The organism is Moraxella bovoculi 237 (genome assembly GCF_000696305.2).
GTDB lineage: Bacteria > Pseudomonadota > Gammaproteobacteria > Pseudomonadales > Moraxellaceae > Moraxella > Moraxella bovoculi.
The window spans coordinates 13203-32772 of sequence record NZ_AOMT01000023.1 but is presented as its reverse complement, the minus strand read 5'-3'; the positions used below and the strand labels follow the sequence as shown (position 1 = coordinate 32772).

The 19570-nt window shown below is 45.8% G+C and carries 19 protein-coding genes and 1 pseudogene; 13 read left to right on the top strand and 7 right to left on the bottom strand.

Annotation, left to right across the window (positions count from 1 at the left end):
* Positions 1-68: 68 nt before the first annotated feature.
* The 4 genes and pseudogenes from MBO_RS05790 to MBO_RS05775 all read left to right on the top strand — a co-directional run bounded on the left by MBO_RS05790 (position 69) and on the right by MBO_RS05775 (position 2092).
* Entirely contained in the window at positions 69-578 is a 510-nt protein-coding gene (locus MBO_RS05790; protein WP_036365424.1) for a hypothetical protein, read from the top strand.
* A 323-nt stretch (positions 579-901) separates the two neighbouring features.
* Positions 902-1225, top strand: a complete 324-nt coding sequence (gene fdxA, locus MBO_RS05785) for a ferredoxin FdxA (protein WP_036365585.1) — start codon at positions 902-904, stop codon at positions 1223-1225.
* 93 nt (positions 1226-1318) lie between these two features.
* Positions 1319-1774 (top strand): annotated as a pseudogene (locus MBO_RS05780) (MFS transporter); the annotation flags it as partial.
* 66 nt (positions 1775-1840) lie between these two features.
* Positions 1841-2092, top strand: coding sequence for a hypothetical protein (locus tag MBO_RS05775; RefSeq protein ID WP_036365422.1), 252 nt, complete (start codon positions 1841-1843; stop codon positions 2090-2092).
* Positions 2093-2298: 206 nt separating this feature from the next.
* Here MBO_RS05775 and MBO_RS05770 read toward each other — a convergent pair whose 3' ends face one another.
* Entirely contained in the window at positions 2299-3003 is a 705-nt protein-coding gene (locus tag MBO_RS05770) for a DDE-type integrase/transposase/recombinase (RefSeq protein ID WP_197971993.1), read from the bottom strand.
* 62 nt (positions 3004-3065) lie between these two features.
* Here MBO_RS05770 and MBO_RS05765 point away from each other — a divergent pair, with 62 nt between their 5' ends.
* Positions 3066-3347, top strand: coding sequence for a cytochrome P450 (locus tag MBO_RS05765; protein ID WP_036365419.1), 282 nt, complete (start codon positions 3066-3068; stop codon positions 3345-3347).
* Positions 3348-3567: 220 nt separating this feature from the next.
* On the opposite strand, the gene MBO_RS05760 is transcribed toward MBO_RS05765, so the two are convergent.
* Together MBO_RS05760 and MBO_RS05755 are read right to left on the bottom strand one after the other, a co-directional pair.
* The gene (locus MBO_RS05760) at positions 3568-5070 is read right to left on the bottom strand and encodes an alanine/glycine:cation symporter family protein (RefSeq protein WP_036365416.1); all 1503 of its coding nucleotides are present in this window, start codon (positions 5068-5070) and stop codon (positions 3568-3570) included.
* A 180-nt stretch (positions 5071-5250) separates the two neighbouring features.
* Entirely contained in the window at positions 5251-6552 is a 1302-nt protein-coding gene (locus MBO_RS05755; RefSeq protein WP_036365413.1) for a solute carrier family 23 protein, read from the bottom strand.
* A gap of 154 nt (positions 6553-6706) precedes the next feature.
* Between MBO_RS05755 and ileS the strand changes: the two genes are divergently transcribed.
* From ileS to MBO_RS05730, 5 genes are all read left to right on the top strand, one after another.
* On the top strand, positions 6707-9466 hold the full coding sequence (ileS, locus tag MBO_RS05750) for an isoleucine--tRNA ligase (RefSeq protein ID WP_036365410.1): 2760 nt from the start codon (positions 6707-6709) through the stop codon (positions 9464-9466).
* Entirely contained in the window at positions 9459-9968 is a 510-nt protein-coding gene (lspA, locus tag MBO_RS05745; RefSeq protein ID WP_036365407.1) for a signal peptidase II, read from the top strand. Before ileS ends, lspA begins: the two co-directional genes overlap by 8 nt.
* Positions 9969-10183: 215 nt before the next feature.
* Positions 10184-10900 carry a transferrin-binding protein-like solute binding protein gene (locus MBO_RS05740; RefSeq protein WP_052585331.1) on the top strand — a complete coding sequence of 239 codons (717 nt, stop codon included), beginning with the start codon at positions 10184-10186 and terminating at the stop codon, positions 10898-10900.
* 13 nt (positions 10901-10913) lie between these two features.
* The gene (locus tag MBO_RS05735; protein WP_036365404.1) at positions 10914-12278 is read left to right on the top strand and encodes a surface lipoprotein assembly modifier; all 1365 of its coding nucleotides are present in this window, start codon (positions 10914-10916) and stop codon (positions 12276-12278) included.
* 153 nt (positions 12279-12431) lie between these two features.
* A complete protein-coding gene (locus tag MBO_RS05730) occupies positions 12432-12917 on the top strand; it encodes an FKBP-type peptidyl-prolyl cis-trans isomerase (RefSeq protein ID WP_036365401.1) in 486 nt (161 codons plus the stop codon).
* 54 nt (positions 12918-12971) lie between these two features.
* Here the strand turns inward: MBO_RS05730 and MBO_RS05725 are convergent, their stop codons facing one another.
* From MBO_RS05725 to MBO_RS05715, 3 genes are all read right to left on the bottom strand, one after another.
* Complete coding sequence (locus MBO_RS05725; protein WP_036365398.1) at positions 12972-13745, bottom strand: lysophospholipid acyltransferase family protein; 774 nt, start codon at positions 13743-13745, stop codon at positions 12972-12974.
* A gap of 144 nt (positions 13746-13889) precedes the next feature.
* The gene (ftsH, locus tag MBO_RS05720) at positions 13890-15791 is read right to left on the bottom strand and encodes an ATP-dependent zinc metalloprotease FtsH (RefSeq protein ID WP_036365580.1); all 1902 of its coding nucleotides are present in this window, start codon (positions 15789-15791) and stop codon (positions 13890-13892) included.
* 113 nt (positions 15792-15904) lie between these two features.
* Positions 15905-16537 carry an RlmE family RNA methyltransferase gene (locus MBO_RS05715; RefSeq protein ID WP_036365395.1) on the bottom strand — a complete coding sequence of 211 codons (633 nt, stop codon included), beginning with the start codon at positions 16535-16537 and terminating at the stop codon, positions 15905-15907.
* Positions 16538-16671: 134 nt separating this feature from the next.
* Between MBO_RS05715 and MBO_RS05710 the strand changes: the two genes are divergently transcribed.
* Positions 16672-16992: a YhbY family RNA-binding protein gene (locus MBO_RS05710; protein WP_036365392.1), complete on the top strand. Its 321-nt coding sequence runs from the start codon at positions 16672-16674 to the stop codon at positions 16990-16992.
* A 62-nt stretch (positions 16993-17054) separates the two neighbouring features.
* Positions 17055-17636 (top strand): DOMON domain-containing protein, encoded by a 582-nt coding sequence (locus MBO_RS05705; protein WP_036365390.1) that lies wholly within the window; start codon positions 17055-17057, stop codon positions 17634-17636.
* Positions 17637-17707: 71 nt separating this feature from the next.
* Here MBO_RS05705 and MBO_RS05700 read toward each other — a convergent pair whose 3' ends face one another.
* Positions 17708-18424: a CHAP domain-containing protein gene (locus MBO_RS05700; RefSeq protein ID WP_036365388.1), complete on the bottom strand. Its 717-nt coding sequence runs from the start codon at positions 18422-18424 to the stop codon at positions 17708-17710.
* Positions 18425-18705: 281 nt separating this feature from the next.
* Here MBO_RS05700 and MBO_RS05695 point away from each other — a divergent pair, with 281 nt between their 5' ends.
* Positions 18706-19224 carry a DciA family protein gene (locus MBO_RS05695; protein ID WP_036365386.1) on the top strand — a complete coding sequence of 173 codons (519 nt, stop codon included), beginning with the start codon at positions 18706-18708 and terminating at the stop codon, positions 19222-19224.
* Positions 19225-19570 lie beyond the last annotated feature (346 nt).

Here is a 19570-nt window from a genome sequence, read left to right as displayed (position 1 = left end):
AATTAAAGTCATACTAGATTTAAAAGACATTTTTAAATCTAGTAAAACCCAACAACAAGGATACTATTATGAGCCTAACCAAACCTATCAGTCAGCCTACCGCCAAAGACTTCGACCCAACCATCAACCTAGAAAAGGTTCGCGCTGAATGCCAAGAACTTGCCAAATCTCGCGCCAAAATCTCAGCCGGCGTGGCGATTATTCCTCTGCCTTTCTTAGACGTGGCGATTGATGTGGGCATGCTATCAAAGCTACTACCAGAGATTACCAAAAAATTCGGCCTAGAAGAGCCAACCGACCCGCACAGCACCGCCAGTGAGGCAGCGCGCAGACAGACCATCCAAGATCGCATCCTAGCCATCGGCGGACTGGTGGCGACTCGTGGCGTGGTTAATAAGACCATTCAAGGCTTCGGCGGTCGCATCATCGGTAAACAAGTGGCCAAATATATACCACTGGGCGGTCAGATGGTCGCTGCCACCATCGGTTACATGATTTTCAAAAAAATCGCCTTCGATCATATCGAGCAATGCTACCAAGTGGCCAAAGAAGCTCAGTTAAAAGGCCATCAAGTCTAATTAACACACTGAAAAAAGTTAACACACTGAAAAAAGACCGTCATCTGCACGGTCTTTTTGCGCATGGTGCAACTCCTTTAAGCTAAAATCAGCATGAAATTCTATAATTTTTAGAATGATTTTCGGTTATATTGTAATGAATAATAACCCTTATCATCTGCAAGTGTCTTTTGCGGATTTTAATGGTAGTTTTTCGATGTTGGCATAATAAAATATGATGTTTTATTTGAGAAAATCAGCCAAACAGGCTAAAATATATGCCACTAATTTGCAAGTGCATGATTCTTGCCCACCTACTAGCCATTTTTAGCCAAGGTAATCCCATGACTTTTGTTGTAACCGATAACTGCGTCCTATGCAAATACACAGACTGCGTGGAAGTCTGCCCTGTTGACTGCTTCTACGAAGGTCCAAATTTTCTAGTCATCAATCCTGATGAGTGCATCGACTGCGCGCTTTGTGAGCCAGAATGCCCTGCCAACGCTATTTTCTCCGAAGATGAGATTCCCGCTGGTCAAGAAGAATACCTCGCCATCAACGAAGAGTTGTCTCAAGTATGGGCGAACATTACCGAGAAAAAAGACCCATTGCCAGAACACGAAAAATGGGACGGTGTGCCAGGTAAGGTTCAATACCTAGAACGCTAATTCTGATCATATTCACAATCAAGCTCGCTTCTGCGGGCTTTTTTGTTGGCATTTTATTTTATCAGCTCGTGAACGCCTGCCCTCTTAGAATCATCAGGACTTGCCAAAGAACAAAGCCAAAAGGTCGGCATGACAATCAGCATTGGCGGTACGATAGGCTCGCTCATCTTTGGCTTTTTGGTGAGTAAATTTGCCCCAAAATCCACGCTCATGGCGTTTGTCGTGCTATCGTCCCTTGCCATTATCGGCTTTGTGTTTAGTCCCACTTTGATGCTCGCCCTTGTCTTTGCCATTTTGGTCGGTAGCCTTGTCAATGGCTGTATCACGGGGCTATATACCATTAACCCCACGCTGTACGCCCCTGAAGTTAGAAGTACAGGGGTCGGCACGGCAATCGGCGTGGGACGGATTGGCTCTATCGTCTCGCCCATTTTGGCAGGCAAGCTCTTGGATATGGGCATTGGCAAAGATGATTTGTATCTGGGGGCAAGTGGGTTTATTTTGCTTACGGTGGTGGCGCTTTATTTTTTAAAGCCAAATGAGCGTTGATTTTTATCTTATTAAATACGAATATATTTATAATCCACTATTGATTTTACGGAGATACATAAGTTTATGAATAATGAAGAAAATGAGTATTTCAATTTTATTGTTATAGGTTCTAATGAGAATTTTGTGATTGAAAATAATGAAATATCATTATGGATATCAAGATTCTTGGAGTATACTACCGATGAAATTAAAGAGTTATTTAATGGCAACTATAAAGAAATTATAAATTGCCTTGCATATATACTTATGAAAGCAATGACTCAAAAGTATATCTTGCTAAAATTGACAAATTTAATGCAAAAGATAGAAACTTAATATTATCTTTTAAGGACATGCAGGAGCAAGATATAAATTCTTATGATTCATTTGATAATCTGCAAAAACCTCAAGCGTTATTTACACTCTGATTAAAATAAAGCTTCAGCCATTCATAGGGTGTAAGGGTTTGTGTTTTACCTTGTTCATCTTTTTTGACTAAAGCACTGTGTGGTTTGATAGTATTGTAGAAGTTTAAGAATCTGTCAAGTTCTTGTTTTTGTGTGATTACTGTCGTTAAATTCTGTTTTATCATGCCACATTTGCATTAAGGTTCTAATCACTCGCTCAGCTTTGCCGTTGGTTTGTGGTCTACCAACTTTGGTGAACTTTTGATTGATGTTGTTTTGGTAACAGGCTTTGACAAATTCATGACCCTTTGTGCCTTTATACTCTGTGCCATTGTCTGAATACGCCACATCAATCACATAAGGACAAGGTCCGACCACATGCTCGGTTAAGAACTTAGCAGCACTAAATGCTGTCTTATCAGGCATGATGGCTGCATACAGCTCACGAGAATAATCATCAATGGCAACAAATAAATATTCTCTTAGGCCATTTGTAGTTTGTCCTTTAAGTAAAGGCAATCGCTTGGTATCAAAGTACATCATCTCGCCTGGGTAAGATTTGTTATAACGCTTTGCTTGCTTTTTAAGCTTGTCTTGTATTGATCTTTCAACTTTGGCAAGCCTTTTAACACCAAATCTGGCTTGTTTAAAGCGATTGTTGGTGCTAGATTGTGGTTTTAGCAGACGATGACGAGCCAGTTTTAAGACTTTGTAAATCATAGGTCTTGAAACTTTGTACTCTTCTGCCAAAGAAACAATGGTTCGCTTATCTTTGGTATAAGCATCGCAAATGGCTTGTCTTTGAAATGGCAATAATCGAGTATTTTTATGTATGTTCATGGCAGTATTATCTTATAATACTGTAAATAACGCTAGTTTGTTTTACATATTATCCTGATGTCTTGATTCATCTAAAAGCCAATCCCCAAGACATTGATAATGCCGTCCTAGAAATACTGCGTTTACACGACCTACTCATCACCAACAGACGACGCACCACCTGCCCTGTCACGCTACATGGCATATACATTCCCAAAGATGCCAAAATCACGATTAACTGGCAGTCTGCCAACCGTAACCCCCGAAGCCTTTTATCAAGCGGACAGTTTTTGAGCTACACCGAAGCCAAGCTAATAATCTGGTCTATGGACATGGCATCCATGTCTGCCCTGGTAAGCCATTAGCACAGCTTGAACTAGGACTGTTGGTAGAATGCTTAGCAGAGCAGGTAAGTAAGATTCGCCCTGCGTCTGATGACTACTTTGACCATGCCATCTACCCTGCGTCAGGTTCTAGTCGCTTAGAAGGCATGCTAAGCTAAGCCGCCACCACACCAAACAAAACACCCCAAAAGCCAAATGCTCTTGGGGTGTTTTATTAATCAGTCCTTGTCATTCTTAATCATTACCAGATATCAGACTTAATTTTCGCCTTCAATTCTGGATAATCATCAAGCTTAAACTCAGGCTCAGCGACACCTGCCTTAACTTGTTTGGTGTAATCTTTGACCAGGATAAAGACATATTTTGACAGCAGAACGATGGCAATTAAGTTAATGAAAGCCATGACGCCCATCGTCAAGTCGCCCATGTCCCACACAACAGCGACCTTCGTCACCGCACCAAAGTACACAAAGCCAAGCACAATGATACGGAATAGGGTCAATACCACAGTGTTGTTTTTAAGGAACTGCATGTTCGATTCTGCATAGGCATAGTTACCGATGATGGTTGAGAATGCAAACATGAACAAAATAATCGCCAAGAAGTACTGACCCCAACTACCCACGTGCGCCTCAAGCGCGGCTTGGGTAAGCTGCACACCTGATAGGTCGGCAACATTCTGCGGCATGGTCGCAAGCAAAATCACGAACGCTGTGCACGAACACACGATGAGTGTATCTACGAACACACCAAACATCTGGATTGTGCCCTGCTCGACAGGATGCTTAACACTCGCTGCTGCTGCTGCATTCGGTGCAGAACCTTGACCTGCTTCATTAGAATACAGACCGCGCTTGATGCCTTGCATCATGGCGATAGACACCATCGAACCGAACAGACCGCCGCCCGCTGCCTCAAAGGTGAACGCCTTGGTGAAGATCAATCCGATAATGCCTGGAATCTCGGTGATATTAATCACAATGATATAAAGCGCAACCAGCAGATAAATCGCCGCCATGATCGGTACAATAATCTCAGCGATCATCGAAACACGCTTAATACCACCAAAGATGATCGGTGCTGCCAACACCACAAGAAGCGCGCCAATGCCATGCTTATAAAGCTGCCAATCACTTTGGCAAGCATCCGTCTCGCCCACACAGCCCATTGCTGACTGAATCGACAGCGTGATGGTATTTGATTGGATGGATTGATACACAAAGCCAAAGCAGACGATCAGCGCCAGAGCGAACACAAATCCAAGCCATTTTTGTCCAAGACCTTGCTCGATGTAGTAGGCAGGACCGCCACGGAAACGCCCTGTTGTCTCATCTTTGATTTTGAATAACTGAGCCAAGCTAGATTCCGCCAATGCCGAGCACATACCAATCAAAGCGATCAGCCACATCCAAAATACCGCGCCCGCACCGCCGATGCCGATGGCAAGCGCCACGCCTGCGATGTTACCCACGCCCACACGACTTGCCAAGCCTGTAACGAACGCCTGAAATGCCGAGATGCCTTGATTTTCATCATGACCTTTACGGCTGCCGAGCATGGTTTTGACGCTCTTACCGAACAATCTAAACTGCGCAAATCCCGACACCACAGTAAAGAACAAACCTGCCGCAATGAGCATCCACAAAAGCACATCCCACAAAGGCGCGCTAAACACATTTACCGCACAATGCAGCCCATCCACAAAGGTTGGCTGCGCCGTGCACGAAAATGGATTGTCATACATAATTTCACTCCATAAACTCCAACGCTTAATTGCGTATCGTCAGTCCCATCAAAAAGGCGACAAATCCAAAAGATTGTCGCCTGTCGCCATCAAATCGCTTGATCTATTAGCAATGGGTATGAATTTATTATAAACACTTTGTAATCGGCTTGCAAATTTTTTAATATGCCAGCAATACAGTTAGACCGTATCTTTTGGCTCCTTTAAGCTTAAGAACCAATGCAACAAGATCGCCGCGAACGTCGCCGTACCGATACCGCCTAGATTAAAGCTGCCAATCATCAAGCCAAAATCGCCCGTGCCCAAGATGATGGTCACTGCCGCTACCATCAGGTTTTTATTGTTGGCAAAATTAACACGGCTATCAATCCAAATCTTCGCCCCGGCAATGGTAATTAAGCCAAACACCACAATGGATGCACCCGTCAAAACGGGGCTTGGGATGGTCTGAATGAGCGCACCAAATTTAGGAGACAGCCCCAAAAATACCGCAAACACACCCGCGATCACAAAGATGATCGTAGAGTAAACACGAGTCACCGCCATCACCCCGATGTTCTCGCCATAGGTCGTCATGCCAGTACCGCCCACACCTGCTGATAATGCTGTCGCCACGCCATCCGCCACGAACGCACGTCCTAGATATGGTGTTAGATTCTCGCCAGTCATCGCACCAACTGCCTTAATGTGACCCAAGTTCTCAGCAACCAGGATAAACGCCACAGGCGCAATGATGAGCATGGCATTAACATCAAACACAGGCGCAGAGAAATTCGGCACACCAAACCACGCTGCATTACCAATCACACCAAAATCAATCGGCGCACCCAGCCCAAAACCATTCGCCACGATGGCATAGATAATATAAGCAAGCACCAAGCCAAGCAGCAGCAACAGGCGCTGCATAAAGCCACGGCTAAACACCGCAATCATCCCCATGCACAGCAAGGTCACCAACGTCATCCACAGCTCGAACGGCTTGCCTGCGACATTTGACACCGTCACAGGCGCAAGGTTTAGACCGATGATCATCACCACCGCACCCGTCACCACAGGGGGCATGAGCTTCTCAATCCACTTAGTACCCGTACCCATCACGATGAACCCGATCATAGCATACAGCACACCACAGGCGATGATACCGCCTAATGCCACGCCAAGATTTGGGTTCGCCCCAGAGCCCGTCGCGTGCGCCGTCGCAGCCGCTACCACGCCGATAAAGGCAAAAGAAGAACCCAGATAGCTAGGCACTCGCCCGCCTGTCATGACAAAGAATAAAATCGTACAAATACCACTCATCATGATGGCAAGATTGGCATCAAAGCCCATCAATAAAGGCGCCAACACCGTTGCCCCGAACATCGCCAGCACATGCTGAATGCCCAGCATGATGCTCTGGGAAGTGGGCAAATACTCATTTGTCGCCACAGGCTGTGTGTTGATATCGCCTTGATAAGGCTGCCATTTTGGAAACCAGCTCATGTTAAAACCTTTTCTAAATTTTCCGAATTGTAATTTTGTGTATTATATCCACAGCGATTAAAATTACCAGCATTTTTTAGTGAACTTTTGCCAAATCTGCCCTTTTGTCTTATAATACCTTGTTATTTGATTTATTGACACAAGAGCCACCGCCATGACCGACCAAAAAGACTACAAAAACACCCTAAACCTTGCTGACACCCCTTTTCCCATGCGCGCCGATCTCGCCAAACGCGAACCGAAATGGCTGGACGAATGGGAAAATGACGAACTATATAAACAAGTTCGCCAAGCTAAGCAAGGCCTGCCCAAATACATCCTACATGATGGCCCTCCATACGCCAACGGTCAGATTCACCTAGGGCATGCGGTCAATAAGGTCCTAAAAGACATCATCACCAAATCAAAAAACCTATCTGGCTATGATGCCGTGTATGTACCTGGCTGGGATTGCCACGGTCTGCCAATCGAACAAAAAGTAGAACAACAAGTCGGTAAAGTCGGTCAAAAGGTAAACGCCACTGAATTTCGTAAGCTGTGCCGAGAATATGCCACCAGCCAAATCGAACTTCAAAAAGCAGATTTTAAACGCTTAGGTGTGCTTGGCGACTGGGATAAACCTTATCTCACCATGAATTTCAAGCAAGAAGCCAACATCGTACGAGCTTTGGGCAAGATCTACGATAACGGTCACATTGTGCGTGGCATGAAGCCTGTAAACTGGTGCCTAGACTGTGGTTCTGCACTGGCTGAAGCCGAGGTAGAATATCAAGACAAGACGTCTGATGCGATTTTTGTGGGTTTTGAATTGACCGACATCAAAGGTATTGCCCTTAATGAGCCGGCATTTGCTGTTATCTGGACCACCACGCCTTGGACACTGCCTGCCAACCAAGCCATCTCCATCAGTCCGCACGAGAATTATAGCTTCATCAAGACCGCTAAGGGCGTTCTACTACTAGCCAGTGAACTTGTGGAGAATGTACTAACAGAACTTGAGCTTGATAACCTAGGCGAGATTGCCACCGTTCAAGGCGATGCGCTGGAGCACAGCCTTGCTCAGCACCCGCTCATCAGCAATCGTCAAGTGCCGCTCATCCTAGGCGAACACGTCACCACCGACAGCGGTACAGGTCTTGTGCATACTGCCCCCGCCCACGGTGTGGATGACTATGTCGTCGGTAGCAAATACAACTTACCAGTTGAAAATCCCGTCGGCGATACCGGCGTATATCTGGACAACGCCAAAGTATTCGTTGGCGAGCATATTTATAAAGCTCAGCCAAAAATCATCGAAACCCTAGAAAGCACCGGCAATCTGCTCAAGCATAGCAAAACCCGCCACAGCTATCCACATTGCTGGCGACACAAAACGCCAATCATCTTCCGTGCGACCCCGCAATGGTTCATCAGCATGGAAAAAGGCGGACTGCGCCAAAAAGCCCTAGACGACATCAAGAACGTCACTTGGACACCATCATGGGGCCAAAACCGCATCGAAGCCATGGTTGAAGGTCGTCCTGACTGGTGTATCAGCCGTCAACGCACTTGGGGTGTGCCGATTGCATTCTTCACCCATAAAGAAACCGACGAACTGCATCCACAGACGTCAGAATTAATCGAGAAAGTCGCCAAAGTCATCGAGCAAGACGGCATTGAAGCATGGTTTGATGCAAATGCCAGCGACTTTCTGGGCGATGATGCCAAAGATTATAACAAAGTCACGGACACACTTGATGTCTGGTTCGACTCAGGGACGACACATTTTGCGGTGCTTGACCAAGACGGCAGCCTAACCAACCCTGCTGATATGTACCTAGAAGGCTCAGATCAGCATCGTGGCTGGTTCCAGACATCGCTACTGACCAGTGAAGCAATCTACGGTCGCGCACCATTTAAGCAGGTGCTGACACACGGTTTCGTCGTGGACGAAAAAGGTCACAAGATGAGTAAATCTCTTGGTAACATCATCGAACCACAAAAACAGATCGACAAGACAGGTGCGGACATGCTTCGCCTATGGATCGCTTCTGCCGACTATCGCTATGAGATGAGCGCAGGTCAGAAGGTATTCGCGGGCGCGGTTGATAATTATCGCCGTATTCGTAACACACTTCGCTTCTTACTTGCCAACACCAGCGATTTTAACCCTGCGACTGACAGCATTACATTAGATGAATTGGTCAGCCTTGATAAATTTATCTTACACCTAGCCAAGGACACCCAAGACACCATCGTTAAGTCTTATAACGACATGGATTTCCACCAAGTCGTCCAAGCGGTATCGATGTTCTGCTCGCAGAGCCTTGGCGGATTCTACCTTGACATCATCAAAGACAGAACCTACACCACCAAGGCAGACGGAAAGCCAAGACGCTCCGCTCAGACCGCCCTATACCACATCGCTCAAGCGGTGGTGCGTTGGATCGCTCCGATTCTGCCATTTACCGCCCAAGAAGCATGGGGCTTTATCCGCAGCGATGACACGCACAAATACGTCTTTGCTGATGAATGGTATGAACTACCAACACCTGCCATGACTGACATCACTGCCGATGACTGGAAGGCGATTTTAGATGCCAAAGATTTGGTGAATAAAGCCATCGAAGAAGCTCGCGGCGACAAAATCATCAGCTCCAACCTAACGGCCAAAGCAGCAATCACTGCAAATGATGCAACCTATAATGCCCTTGCCAAGCTAGGCGATGAAGCTCGTTTCGTATTCATCACCAGTGATGCCGCCATTACCCAAGACGAAGGCTTTGGCGTTGTGATTGCGCCTGCCGATGGTCAAAAATGCACCCGATGCTGGCACATCCGCAACGATGTAGGTACTCATGCCGACCATCCAGAGCTGTGCGGCCGCTGCATTACTAACGTAGATGGCGCCGGGGAGAATCGTCAATATGCCTAATCAAGCCAATGGCAAAGGCGCAATGAAATTTTACTTGATTGCGCTTGCTATGCTCATTCTCGACCAGCTGACCAAATATTATTTCAACAGCACATTTGAGTTACACGAGACGGTGGATGTAATACCGCCTGTGCTCAATTGGACGCTTGCTTATAATTATGGCGCAGCATTTAGCTTCTTGGCGAATGCCGGCGGTTGGCAGAAATATTTCTTTGCCATTCTAGGTTTGGCCGTGTCGATATTCATCATAAGCTATCTGCGCCAAATTCCAAAAACTGCCAAAATCCTATCATGGGGCCTGGCTTTGGTACTTGGTGGCGCGATTGGCAATGTGATTGATCGCTTCTTACATGGTTATGTGATTGATTTTATTCATGTACATTATGCCAATGTGTGGCATTATCCCATCTTTAACATTGCTGATATCGGTATCTGTGTCGGTATGGCATTGGTAGTTATTGATATGCTGTTTTTGGAGAAAAAACGACAAAAAAATCATTAACATCCTTAAATAATCACAATCAATGCTTTAAAAATTACTTGCTTTTGTCTTTGCTGTTTGGCTATAATCCATCTAAGCATCGAAACAAATCTGTCAACTTTAGTAAGATTATCAATAAAATGGCGAAAAATTGTCAATAAAACGACAATGTTCCACCACAACGAGCAAGTCAACCAATCTCATCAAACGAGATTCCCACCCAAAAGGAGCATTGTGTGCGTACCCCCCTATTACCTCTAATCGGGTTAATTGCCGTTGGCTTAACTGCTTGTAGCAGCAGCAATGGTGGCTCATCTACCCCAGCTGCACCCAGCGGCATCCCAAATACTCAGCCAAGCACCCCAACCAAACCCACACAGCCAAGTACATCAGGCATTCAAGGCACAAAAATGAACATCGCCAATAACAAGGCGGGTGCCAGCACCGCTCTTAGCAATAGCCCCAGCGTGAATCAGGTGGTGGTTAACGGTCAGGCGGTAGACTTTATCCCACGCGGCTTTCAGGTGGGCACACTTAATATAAATGCAAACAACATGGCTCGCGTTGGCGGTAGCTCAAACCTTGCTTATACTCGCTACGGCTATGTCCGTGAAAACACCAAGGGTGAAGTCTTCCTATTTGCACAAGGCACACCAACCACCAACATGCCAAACACAGGCACCGCCACCTATAAGGGTAACGGCGTTCATTTTGCCAATGGCAACGCCAACAATGTCAGAGCCAATTTCAATGTTGACTACGGCAATAAGAAGCTGACTGGCACAGTCGGCGATACCGCCCTAACTGGTGCCATTACTGGTAACACCTTCTCAGGCACAAATAAAGGCATCAGCACCAAAGGTCAATTCTATGGCGCGAATGCAGCTGAGCTTGGTGGCACCTATCGTAATGCTGATGGCAGCATCGCAGGTGCGTACGGTGCAAAAAAATAAGTCTGAATAAGGCATGAATCGCCCATTATTTATCACAAGCTTGGTAGTATGTTTATTACCAAGCTTTGTGCTTGCCAATACACCAAAAGATGAACCGTCCTTTACCCATCGCTCATTGATACACAGCGCCAGCGCCAACGAACCTGCCACCGTTGACATGCTACAGCTGACCGAAAAAGAGCTTTTGGCGGACATCACGCTATTTAATGAAGTCATTAGCCAAGCCGTCGACAGAAATGATGTGAATGGCTTACAGATTCTGCTGCCTGTTTATGCAACCGTGAGCGACAAAGATGAAATTTTGTATCTATACGCCCAAGCGGTCATACAAGAACAACAAGACATCAGGCAAGCAATTCATCATTATCAACAGATTCTACACCAAAACCCAGAGCTCACCCCCATACGGGTACGGCTTATTTTGGCATACCTTGCCAACCACCAGATTCGTCTTGCCCAAGATGAATTTAGCATTGCTAAACAAGATGACAACCTACCTAGCAATGTATTGAACAGCTTAACTCAACAATTCAAAGAGCTAAACCAAACCAAGACGCGTTTTGCCATGCGTTATTTGGATGATGACAATGTCAATAACGCCCCAAGCACCAGCCAATACCAAGACTGGCAACTGCCCAAAGCAGAATCCGCCCACGGCATAGGCTATAGCGCCAATATCTCAAAGAATCATTACCTAAAAGACCATCTGTCCTTAGAAGTGGGCGCATCTGTTCATGGTAAATATTATTGGGATAATAAAGCATATAACGATGTCACTGCCGAGATTTCACCAAGCTTATCTTATCAAAGTTTTGACGAACAATTTGGTCTTGGCATTTATCAGCAGGTGCGCCACTTTGGTAACAACCCTTATTCAACAACCCAAGGGCTAAGGTTATCCGCCCATAAACTCATTGGGTCTAGCCATCGAGGCGGTATTGAAATCGACATCGCCAATAAAAAACACAAAACAAGAACATTTTTAGACGGCACAAGCCACATGGCAACTCTAAGCCTCAATCACCGCAGCAGTCCTTATTATTATCTTGGCATTCATTTCATCAAAGACGATGTCAATGACATGAGCGAAAGCCACCAACAAGGCACGATATTTGCAGGTCTGGATAAATTATGGGGAAGTCTTGGCACAGGTCATCAAATCAGCGTGGGTAGACGCAGTTATCAAGACATAGATTTCTTTGGCATCAAAAGAGATGATTTGCGCTACCAAACCGAACACCGCATTTGGCATCAAAAACTGGCTTATAAAGGTTATTATCCAAGCCTGCATTTACGATTTGAGCGCATTGACAGCAATCACTTTGCCCACGACACAAAAAATACACAGCTTTTTTTATCAATCAATCGTAAATTTTAGCCTGCCATCATGACAAAGGGCACTTACCCGCCCTTGTTTGGTTTTTTAAATACATCCGTCTGACAGCGCTATTTTTCACCAAAACCCGGTACGCATTTTACTATAGTCGCCAGCTGTGGTAAACTTTGCGCTTATTTGTATTTGGAAAATTACATGAACATTTTACCCAATGAAGAGATTCGCATCACAGATGGCAGTACCGTCAGCCTGCATTTTGAGGTTAGTCTGCCCAACGGCACCATCATCGATTCCACTTTTGGACGAGATGAGCCTGTGACATTAACCATTGGCGATGAAAGCCTATTGGCAGGATTCGAGCAGGTACTCATCAACCTAAAAGCAGGTGACACTCGCACCGCTCATCTACCACCCGATCAGGCTTTTGGCGAATGGAATGGTGAGAACGTACAAAGTTTTCCGCGTGCCAAATTCAGCCTATCCGAGCCAAATCCCGTGGTGGGCATGATGATGGAATTTGCCGACAAAGGACAAAACACCCTAGCCGGCGTCATCAGTGAAGTGACCGAAGACGAGGTTAAAGTGGATTTTAATCATCCATTGGCAGGACAAGATGTCTTGTTTAAGGTAAAAATCTTCAAAGTCACGCCAAAAGGCGAGAGCGGACTAAAGTTCGTTTAGGTGGCGATTATAAATACAAACAAAATCGGACAACGCAGCGCTGTCCGATTTTTATTATGCCTTAAGCACTCGTTTGTGTAGATCTGCCAAGCCATCTTCCATTGCTTTTTGAAGCTCAGCGGTCAGCTCACTGCGCGTCTTATCATTTGGATGAATGGGTTTAAGTGGCAGCACATAGGCTGTGATGCCCTTACTATCGGCGACGCGGCGTAGACTGTCCGCCATCGTCCGCTTACCATAATAGGCTGCATCGTCTGAAAGGCTACCGTCCTTATCGACATAAGCAACCACAACAGGACAGATCGGCAGCCCCGTATCTAATGCTGATTGTAGCAGCTTGCCGTAGATTTTTTTGATTTGTTTACCATCTGTGGTGGTCGCCTCAGGGAAGAACACAACCGAAGACCCGCCACGCAAGAAATCAGAAATCTGATCGCTTACACCGCCGACATCGCCTGAGCCGCGCTTGATGAATAACGTCCCACCCGCTTTGGCAAGCTTACCAAAGATGAACCATTCGCCAATCTCAGCCTTAGACAAGAAGAACACCGGCGCGACCGAGCCTACGACAGGAATGTCTAGCCACGACACATGGTTAGACACCCACAGACCATGCGTCTGTGGCACAGGCTCAACCTGAACGACCTGAACGCCGAATGAGTTTACCATCTTACGGCAAAAGGTTTGGATGTATTTTGGCAAAATATCTCTAGGCGGCGCATCGAACGCCCCAATGCGCTTGGCGGTACGATAGCCTCCTGCCAAAGTTACACCCATGCCGATGATTTTTTTACCGCGATTTAGTTGAGTCTTAATAAAACCTGCCATAATCTGTTCTACCGTTTTTAGGGTATTCTAAAACTGACCATGCTATAAAACTTTTAGCCAAATTGCAAGTATTTAGTAAACAAATATTCACAAATTATTATTAAAAATAAAAAAACACCGCCCTTAGACGATGTTTTATCATAATTACGAAGTTGGTAACGGTGGTGGGAGCTCATCCACTGGTGACGCTACTGGTGCGGCAGCAGCAATGGATGATACACCATGCTGATAATCCTTGGGCTCACGCGGCTCCTCGCCATTCATGATTTGTAAGAACTGCTCACGGTCGATGGTTTCCCATTTCATCAATGCATCAACCATCGCATGCATCTTGTCATGATTCTCATCAATCAGCTTGTACGCCACGTCATATTGCTGCTCTAAGATGCGACGAATCTCATCATCAACTTTTTGTTGGGTAGCTTCTGAGATGGTGCGAGTAGAGCCACCGATATAGCCGCCATGCTCTTCTGCCTCATAGACCATGATGCCCAGATTATCGCTCATGCCGTATTTCGCGACCATGGCACGCGCCATTTTGGTTGCCCGCTCAAAGTCGTTCGATGCTCCGGTTGATTGACGATTCACAAAGATCTCTTCAGCGATACGCCCACCGAATAGGATAGACAGCTCATTTAGCATCTTATCCTTATAGTTGCTTACCGCATCCTGTTCAGGCAGCTGCCATGTCACACCCAGCGCCCAACCACGTGGCATGATTGTCACCTTGTGTACAGGGTCGGTGTTCGGCAACAGCTGAGCCACGAGCGCATGGCCTGCTTCATGATAAGCAGTCGCACGGCGCTCCTCTTCACGCAGCACCATTGATTTGCGTTCAGGACCCATATACAGCTTGTCTTTGGCATCTTCAAAGTCATTCATGTCCACATGTGACTTATTGCGACGTGCTGCGAATAGCGCTGCTTCATTCACTAGGTTGGCAAGCTGAGCACCGCTAAAACCAGGTGTACCGCGAGCCAGTGCATTCACATCAACGCCGATGGTCTGTGGTAGCTTCTTAAGGTGTACATTAAGGATCTGTTCACGACCTTTGATGTCGGGCAGTCCTACCGACACCTGACGGTCAAAGCGACCAGGGCGAAGTAGCGCCTTATCCAATACATCCACACGGTTCGTCGCAGCGATGACAATGACACCGTCGTTGCCTTCAAAGCCATCCATCTCGACCAACAGCTGGTTTAATGTCTGTTCACGCTCATCATGACCACCGCCCATGCCTGACCCACGATGACGACCGACCGCATCAATCTCATCAATAAAGATGATGCAAGGTGCGTTCTTTTTGGCTTGTTCGAACATGTCACGAACACGGCTGGCACCAACACCCACGAACATCTCAACGAAGTCAGAACCTGAGATCGAGAAAAATGGCACCTTCGCCTCGCCTGCAATCGCCTTAGCAAGCAATGTCTTACCAGTACCAGGAGGGCCAACCATCAATACGCCACGCGGGATGGTCGCACCAAGATTGGTAAATTTGGCAGGATCTCTTAGAAAATCAACAATCTCGACAACTTCCTGCTTAGATTCTTCACAGCCTGCCACATCCTCGAAGGTAACCTTTATCTGATCTTCTGAGAGCATTTTGGCTTTAGACTTGCCAAAGCTCATCGGGTTACGACCGCCCATGCCACCGCCAGAATTACCACCACTCATGCCACGCATGATTAGCCAGAACAGACCGATAATAAGCAAAATCGGGAAAGCCGCGATGAGTAGCTGAGAACCCAGGCCTTGACGTTCAGGCATGGTGCCCTGCACCTCTACATTATGCTCACGCAATAACGGCATCAACTCATCATCGCTGATGGCAGGACGCACAGTCTCAAACTCTGAGCCGTTTACTTTCGTACCCGAGATCTCTTCGCCATCGATCTTCACTTCCTTGATCTCACCTTTGGATACCGCGGTGACGAATGACGAATAATTCAGTTGATCAGCATCGGCATTGGTGCGGTCAAGATTGCTAAAAATCGCAACCACCACGCCGATAATCACCAACCATAATAAGGTGCTTTTTACCATATCGCTCACTAATTTTTCCTATCTCAAGCGCCAAGCCTATTGGGCAACGCCTTATTGTTTAATTTACCTGTTTTATATGTGGATGCTTGCTTTAAATTCAAGCCAAGCAGCAGCTATTTAATCGCCACCCAGAACATCTCTTTTGATCGTGGGCGACTTGCCGCAGGCTTGATGCTTTTGATTTTGCTGAATTTTTTTTGCATGTCAGCACGCAGTTCAGCTGAGCCCTCGCCTTGGAATACTTTCATGATCAGCGCACCGCCCTCAGGCAGCACCTTCAGCGCAAAATCCACCGCAAGCTCACACAGATACATCATGCGCGGCATGTCCACAGCAGACATCCCAGAGGTATTGGGCGCCATATCGGACAGCACCACATCAACACGTCGGCCATTCACTTCCACCATGATCTGATCAAAAACCTCTTGTTCGCGAAAATCACCCTGAATGAAAGTCACATTCTCAAGTGTATCCATTGGCAAAATATCCGACGCAATTAAAATCCCATCATCACCGACAAGCTGACCTGCCACCTGAGACCAACTGCCCGGCGCTGAACCTAAGTCCACGACGGTCATGCCTTTTTTGATAAGTCCTGTTTTTTCGTTAATTTCTAATAACTTGTAAGCAGCGCGAGCTCTGTAGCCGTCTTTTTGGGCTTTTTGCACATAATAATCATCGATGTGCTCTTTCATCCAAGCACGGCTTGATTTGGAAAATTTCTTATTGGTGATGCGAGTTGCCATAACTGATGTTAATTCTGGTCTATTTTGAAAAGTTAAACGGATAACGGCCTAGTTTACCATTTTTATGCGATAATTTGGGATAATTTCTGCTATAATGTCATTAATTTAGCAAATTTTTTATTTTGGAAATATTTATGAGTTCAAAAAAATCCAAGATGCAAGACCTAAAAGAGCTGCGCGGCATCGGTCATCGTCTAAATCCTGTCGTCATCGTTGGCGGCAGCGGTCTAACACCAACCGTCATCGAGGAAGTGGCGCGCGCCCTTGATGATCACGAATTAATCAAAATCAAAATCCCAGCAGGTTCAAGCGATGAGCGCAAAGAATGCGCCAACGCATTGGCTGAGGCCACTGATAGCGAGGTGATTCATCACATCGGACGAATGGTACTGCTACTACGCAAGAACCCAGAGCCTAATCCCAAGCTGTCGAATTTGGCACGTTTTGGATGCTAAAATCATCCTAACACCAAAACCGTTCGCTTATGAGCGGTTTTTGTTTTTTATGAGCATAGTTCATGATCATCCTAAATCATCAAAAAACATTTTGGGAAAATGCCAATCCTTCTAATATACATCTGTTTGAGCTTATCCCCACGGCCGCCAACGTCCCGAATATCTGCGTGGCGGTAAACACAAAAGGCAATGCCCTACAGCTTAGCTATCGAGTGCATTCTTGTGATTGGTTTAATACACCTAATAGCGAATGCGCCAACCCCACTCGCAAAGATTTCTTGTGGGAGGGTCATTGTCTGGAGTGTTTTTTTGAATTACAAGGTAATGATAAACGCTATTTTGAGCTGAATTATTCGATGGGAGAGTTTTATAATCTCTATCAGTTTGACGATTATCGCACGCCCAGTCACCTACCGCCCGTATGGGCAGATGGCAAGCTTGTGGTGGTACAGTCAGATTTAGACGACACCGAGATGGTCAAATATTATCATATGAGCGTTACACTAGACGATATCGCCAACATGACGATTGGCAAAATCAATCCTACCGCCATCTTGTATCGTGATGACACGCCGATTTTTTATGCTGTACAGCATGCCAATCCGCCTGATTTTCATGACAAGGCTTTTTGGCAGAATATTTAGCCTTGTCAATGCCATTTATAATGCACAAAAAGTAAAAGCCGACTGATTGTCGGCTTTTTGATATCACACAATTACTGACCATTAAGGGCAAGCATAGTACCAGTATTGGCACTTGCGTCAGTGTAACGCGTATCACGCCATACGGTATAGCCGTTGTGCTGGCTGTATGGGCTGAACTTAGTTTGGCGGTAGTCAGACACCCATTGGCTGCCATCATAAATCTGAATGTGGCCGTGAGGGTTGCGAGAAGTACGGTTAAATACCACCACATCACCAACTTGTGGCTCGTAATTGTCACTGTTAATCTTGGTGAAGCCAGCACTAGCCAGAGTACCGTGTGCGTACTGATACGCGGATGGCTTTGGTGTGAATTCGTAGCCTGCTGATTGTAGCGCTTTACGAACGTATAAAGCGCAGCGGCCGACACTTCTACCGTGTGCCGCACGTGAGGCAGCTCGTGCTGCGACGCTTGGTGCGCTACTGCTGGTAAGCTGGGCGGTGATAGAAGGTGCTTGATGGGATGAACTAAAATTTGTCGCGTTAGAAAGCGGGCTTGAGGTTGATACAGTATTAGAAACAGTATTTACAGGTTGTTGAATGCGTGATACAGAAGCGTGGTTCAATGCGATTAGCTTATTGATTACATCATCAATATTCGTTGTGGTATTGGGCGTGCTACCAACATTCACAATGTTGCCTTGGGCGATTTGAATGCCGTTTGATTGAGCGGCACTTGTTTGTCCAAAGGTCAGCCCAACAGCGGACATCAGCCAAAATACTCTTTTCATAAACTTTCCTCGCGCTTCCAAGATGTAAATTGGCATTGCCCCTTTGTCTTATCTTGGTTGCGTCTGTATGGGTTTTGATTAAAAGCTTGTGATCAGCAACGTACATCCTAGTGCGCCAGTAAATTACCTTGAAATCACACAACACGAACAATACACACAACAACAAAAGCTTTCACATCGCCTAAAAATCATATGATTTGGTTGGTAATCTGATCATAAGGCATGATACACTTGCCCTGCTGGACACCATGTCCATGGCTTTTTCGTTGTTAAGGTGAGATATGTCTGATTTAAAAAATTTCGATCATGTAGATGATTTATTCTTAAAGAACAACCAACCTAACCATCTGGCAAGCCAACTTGAGAAACAAGCGGCGGCTGGAATGAAACTTCCTGCCCATCTGGTGAATCATTTAGAGCATTTACAATCTTGCACCGCTTTAGTACAGCAAGCGCTAAAACCACTGCTACCCCAAGAAATGCTACAAGACTGTACCGTTGCTCATGCTGATCGACATCGCCTTACGGTGGCTCTGTCATCATCTACGGCTGCTAATCATCTGCGCTATCTTACTGCAAATTTTGTTCAGGCTTTACGCGCCTATGATGAGCAATTTTGTTATTTAGAGGAGTTTCGGGTGATTGTCACACCAAAACCCATCCAATCAGACTCTCGCCAAACCAGTTCAAAAAAAACCTTAAGCGAAAACACGAAGCGTATTATAACCCAAACTGCTTCGACTGTCATCCATGATGATCAATTAAAACAAGCCCTGCTGCGCCTAACCAAAGATAATTGAGTAAACATACGTTCATTGTAGTATGTAGGTCAAATATTGCCGCAATAGTTATTTCATTGTAAAGTTTTGTAAACTTTTGGCAGATTTTTTGTAGTTAAATAAGAAAAAATGTTATTTGCAAGTTAAGTCTTCCGCCCCGCCCTATCGGCTGATAAAAATTAACACCCCTGCGTAACGCTTGATAATCTCAAAGATTGACCACCGAAAATAAAACCCATCTGTTCAGAACATCAGATGGGTTTTTGATTTTAACAATTGTTAGTGACTCATTTATGAAAACTTCGCCAAACCTTGCTTAAGATTTGCCAGCGCCTTACTTGGTGAAGTACTAGAAGCTATTTATTGC

Coding starts and splice junctions, on each gene's coding strand:
- MBO_RS05790 (WP_036365424.1), top strand. CDS start 69: ATGAGCCTAACCAAACCTATCAGTCAGCCTACCGCCAAAGACTTCGAC.
- fdxA (WP_036365585.1), top strand. CDS start 902: ATGACTTTTGTTGTAACCGATAACTGCGTCCTATGCAAATACACAGAC.
- MBO_RS05775 (WP_036365422.1), top strand. CDS start 1,841: ATGAATAATGAAGAAAATGAGTATTTCAATTTTATTGTTATAGGTTCT.
- MBO_RS05770 (WP_197971993.1), bottom strand. CDS start 3,003: ATGAACATACATAAAAATACTCGATTATTGCCATTTCAAAGACAAGCC.
- MBO_RS05760 (WP_036365416.1), bottom strand. CDS start 5,070: ATGTATGACAATCCATTTTCGTGCACGGCGCAGCCAACCTTTGTGGAT.
- MBO_RS05755 (WP_036365413.1), bottom strand. CDS start 6,552: ATGAGCTGGTTTCCAAAATGGCAGCCTTATCAAGGCGATATCAACACA.
- ileS (WP_036365410.1), top strand. CDS start 6,707: ATGACCGACCAAAAAGACTACAAAAACACCCTAAACCTTGCTGACACC.
- lspA (WP_036365407.1), top strand. CDS start 9,459: ATGCCTAATCAAGCCAATGGCAAAGGCGCAATGAAATTTTACTTGATT.
- MBO_RS05735 (WP_036365404.1), top strand. CDS start 10,914: ATGAATCGCCCATTATTTATCACAAGCTTGGTAGTATGTTTATTACCA.
- MBO_RS05730 (WP_036365401.1), top strand. CDS start 12,432: ATGAACATTTTACCCAATGAAGAGATTCGCATCACAGATGGCAGTACC.
- MBO_RS05725 (WP_036365398.1), bottom strand. CDS start 13,745: ATGGCAGGTTTTATTAAGACTCAACTAAATCGCGGTAAAAAAATCATC.
- ftsH (WP_036365580.1), bottom strand. CDS start 15,791: ATGGTAAAAAGCACCTTATTATGGTTGGTGATTATCGGCGTGGTGGTT.
- MBO_RS05715 (WP_036365395.1), bottom strand. CDS start 16,537: ATGGCAACTCGCATCACCAATAAGAAATTTTCCAAATCAAGCCGTGCT.
- MBO_RS05710 (WP_036365392.1), top strand. CDS start 16,672: ATGAGTTCAAAAAAATCCAAGATGCAAGACCTAAAAGAGCTGCGCGGC.
- MBO_RS05705 (WP_036365390.1), top strand. CDS start 17,055: ATGATCATCCTAAATCATCAAAAAACATTTTGGGAAAATGCCAATCCT.
- MBO_RS05700 (WP_036365388.1), bottom strand. CDS start 18,424: ATGAAAAGAGTATTTTGGCTGATGTCCGCTGTTGGGCTGACCTTTGGA.
- MBO_RS05695 (WP_036365386.1), top strand. CDS start 18,706: ATGTCTGATTTAAAAAATTTCGATCATGTAGATGATTTATTCTTAAAG.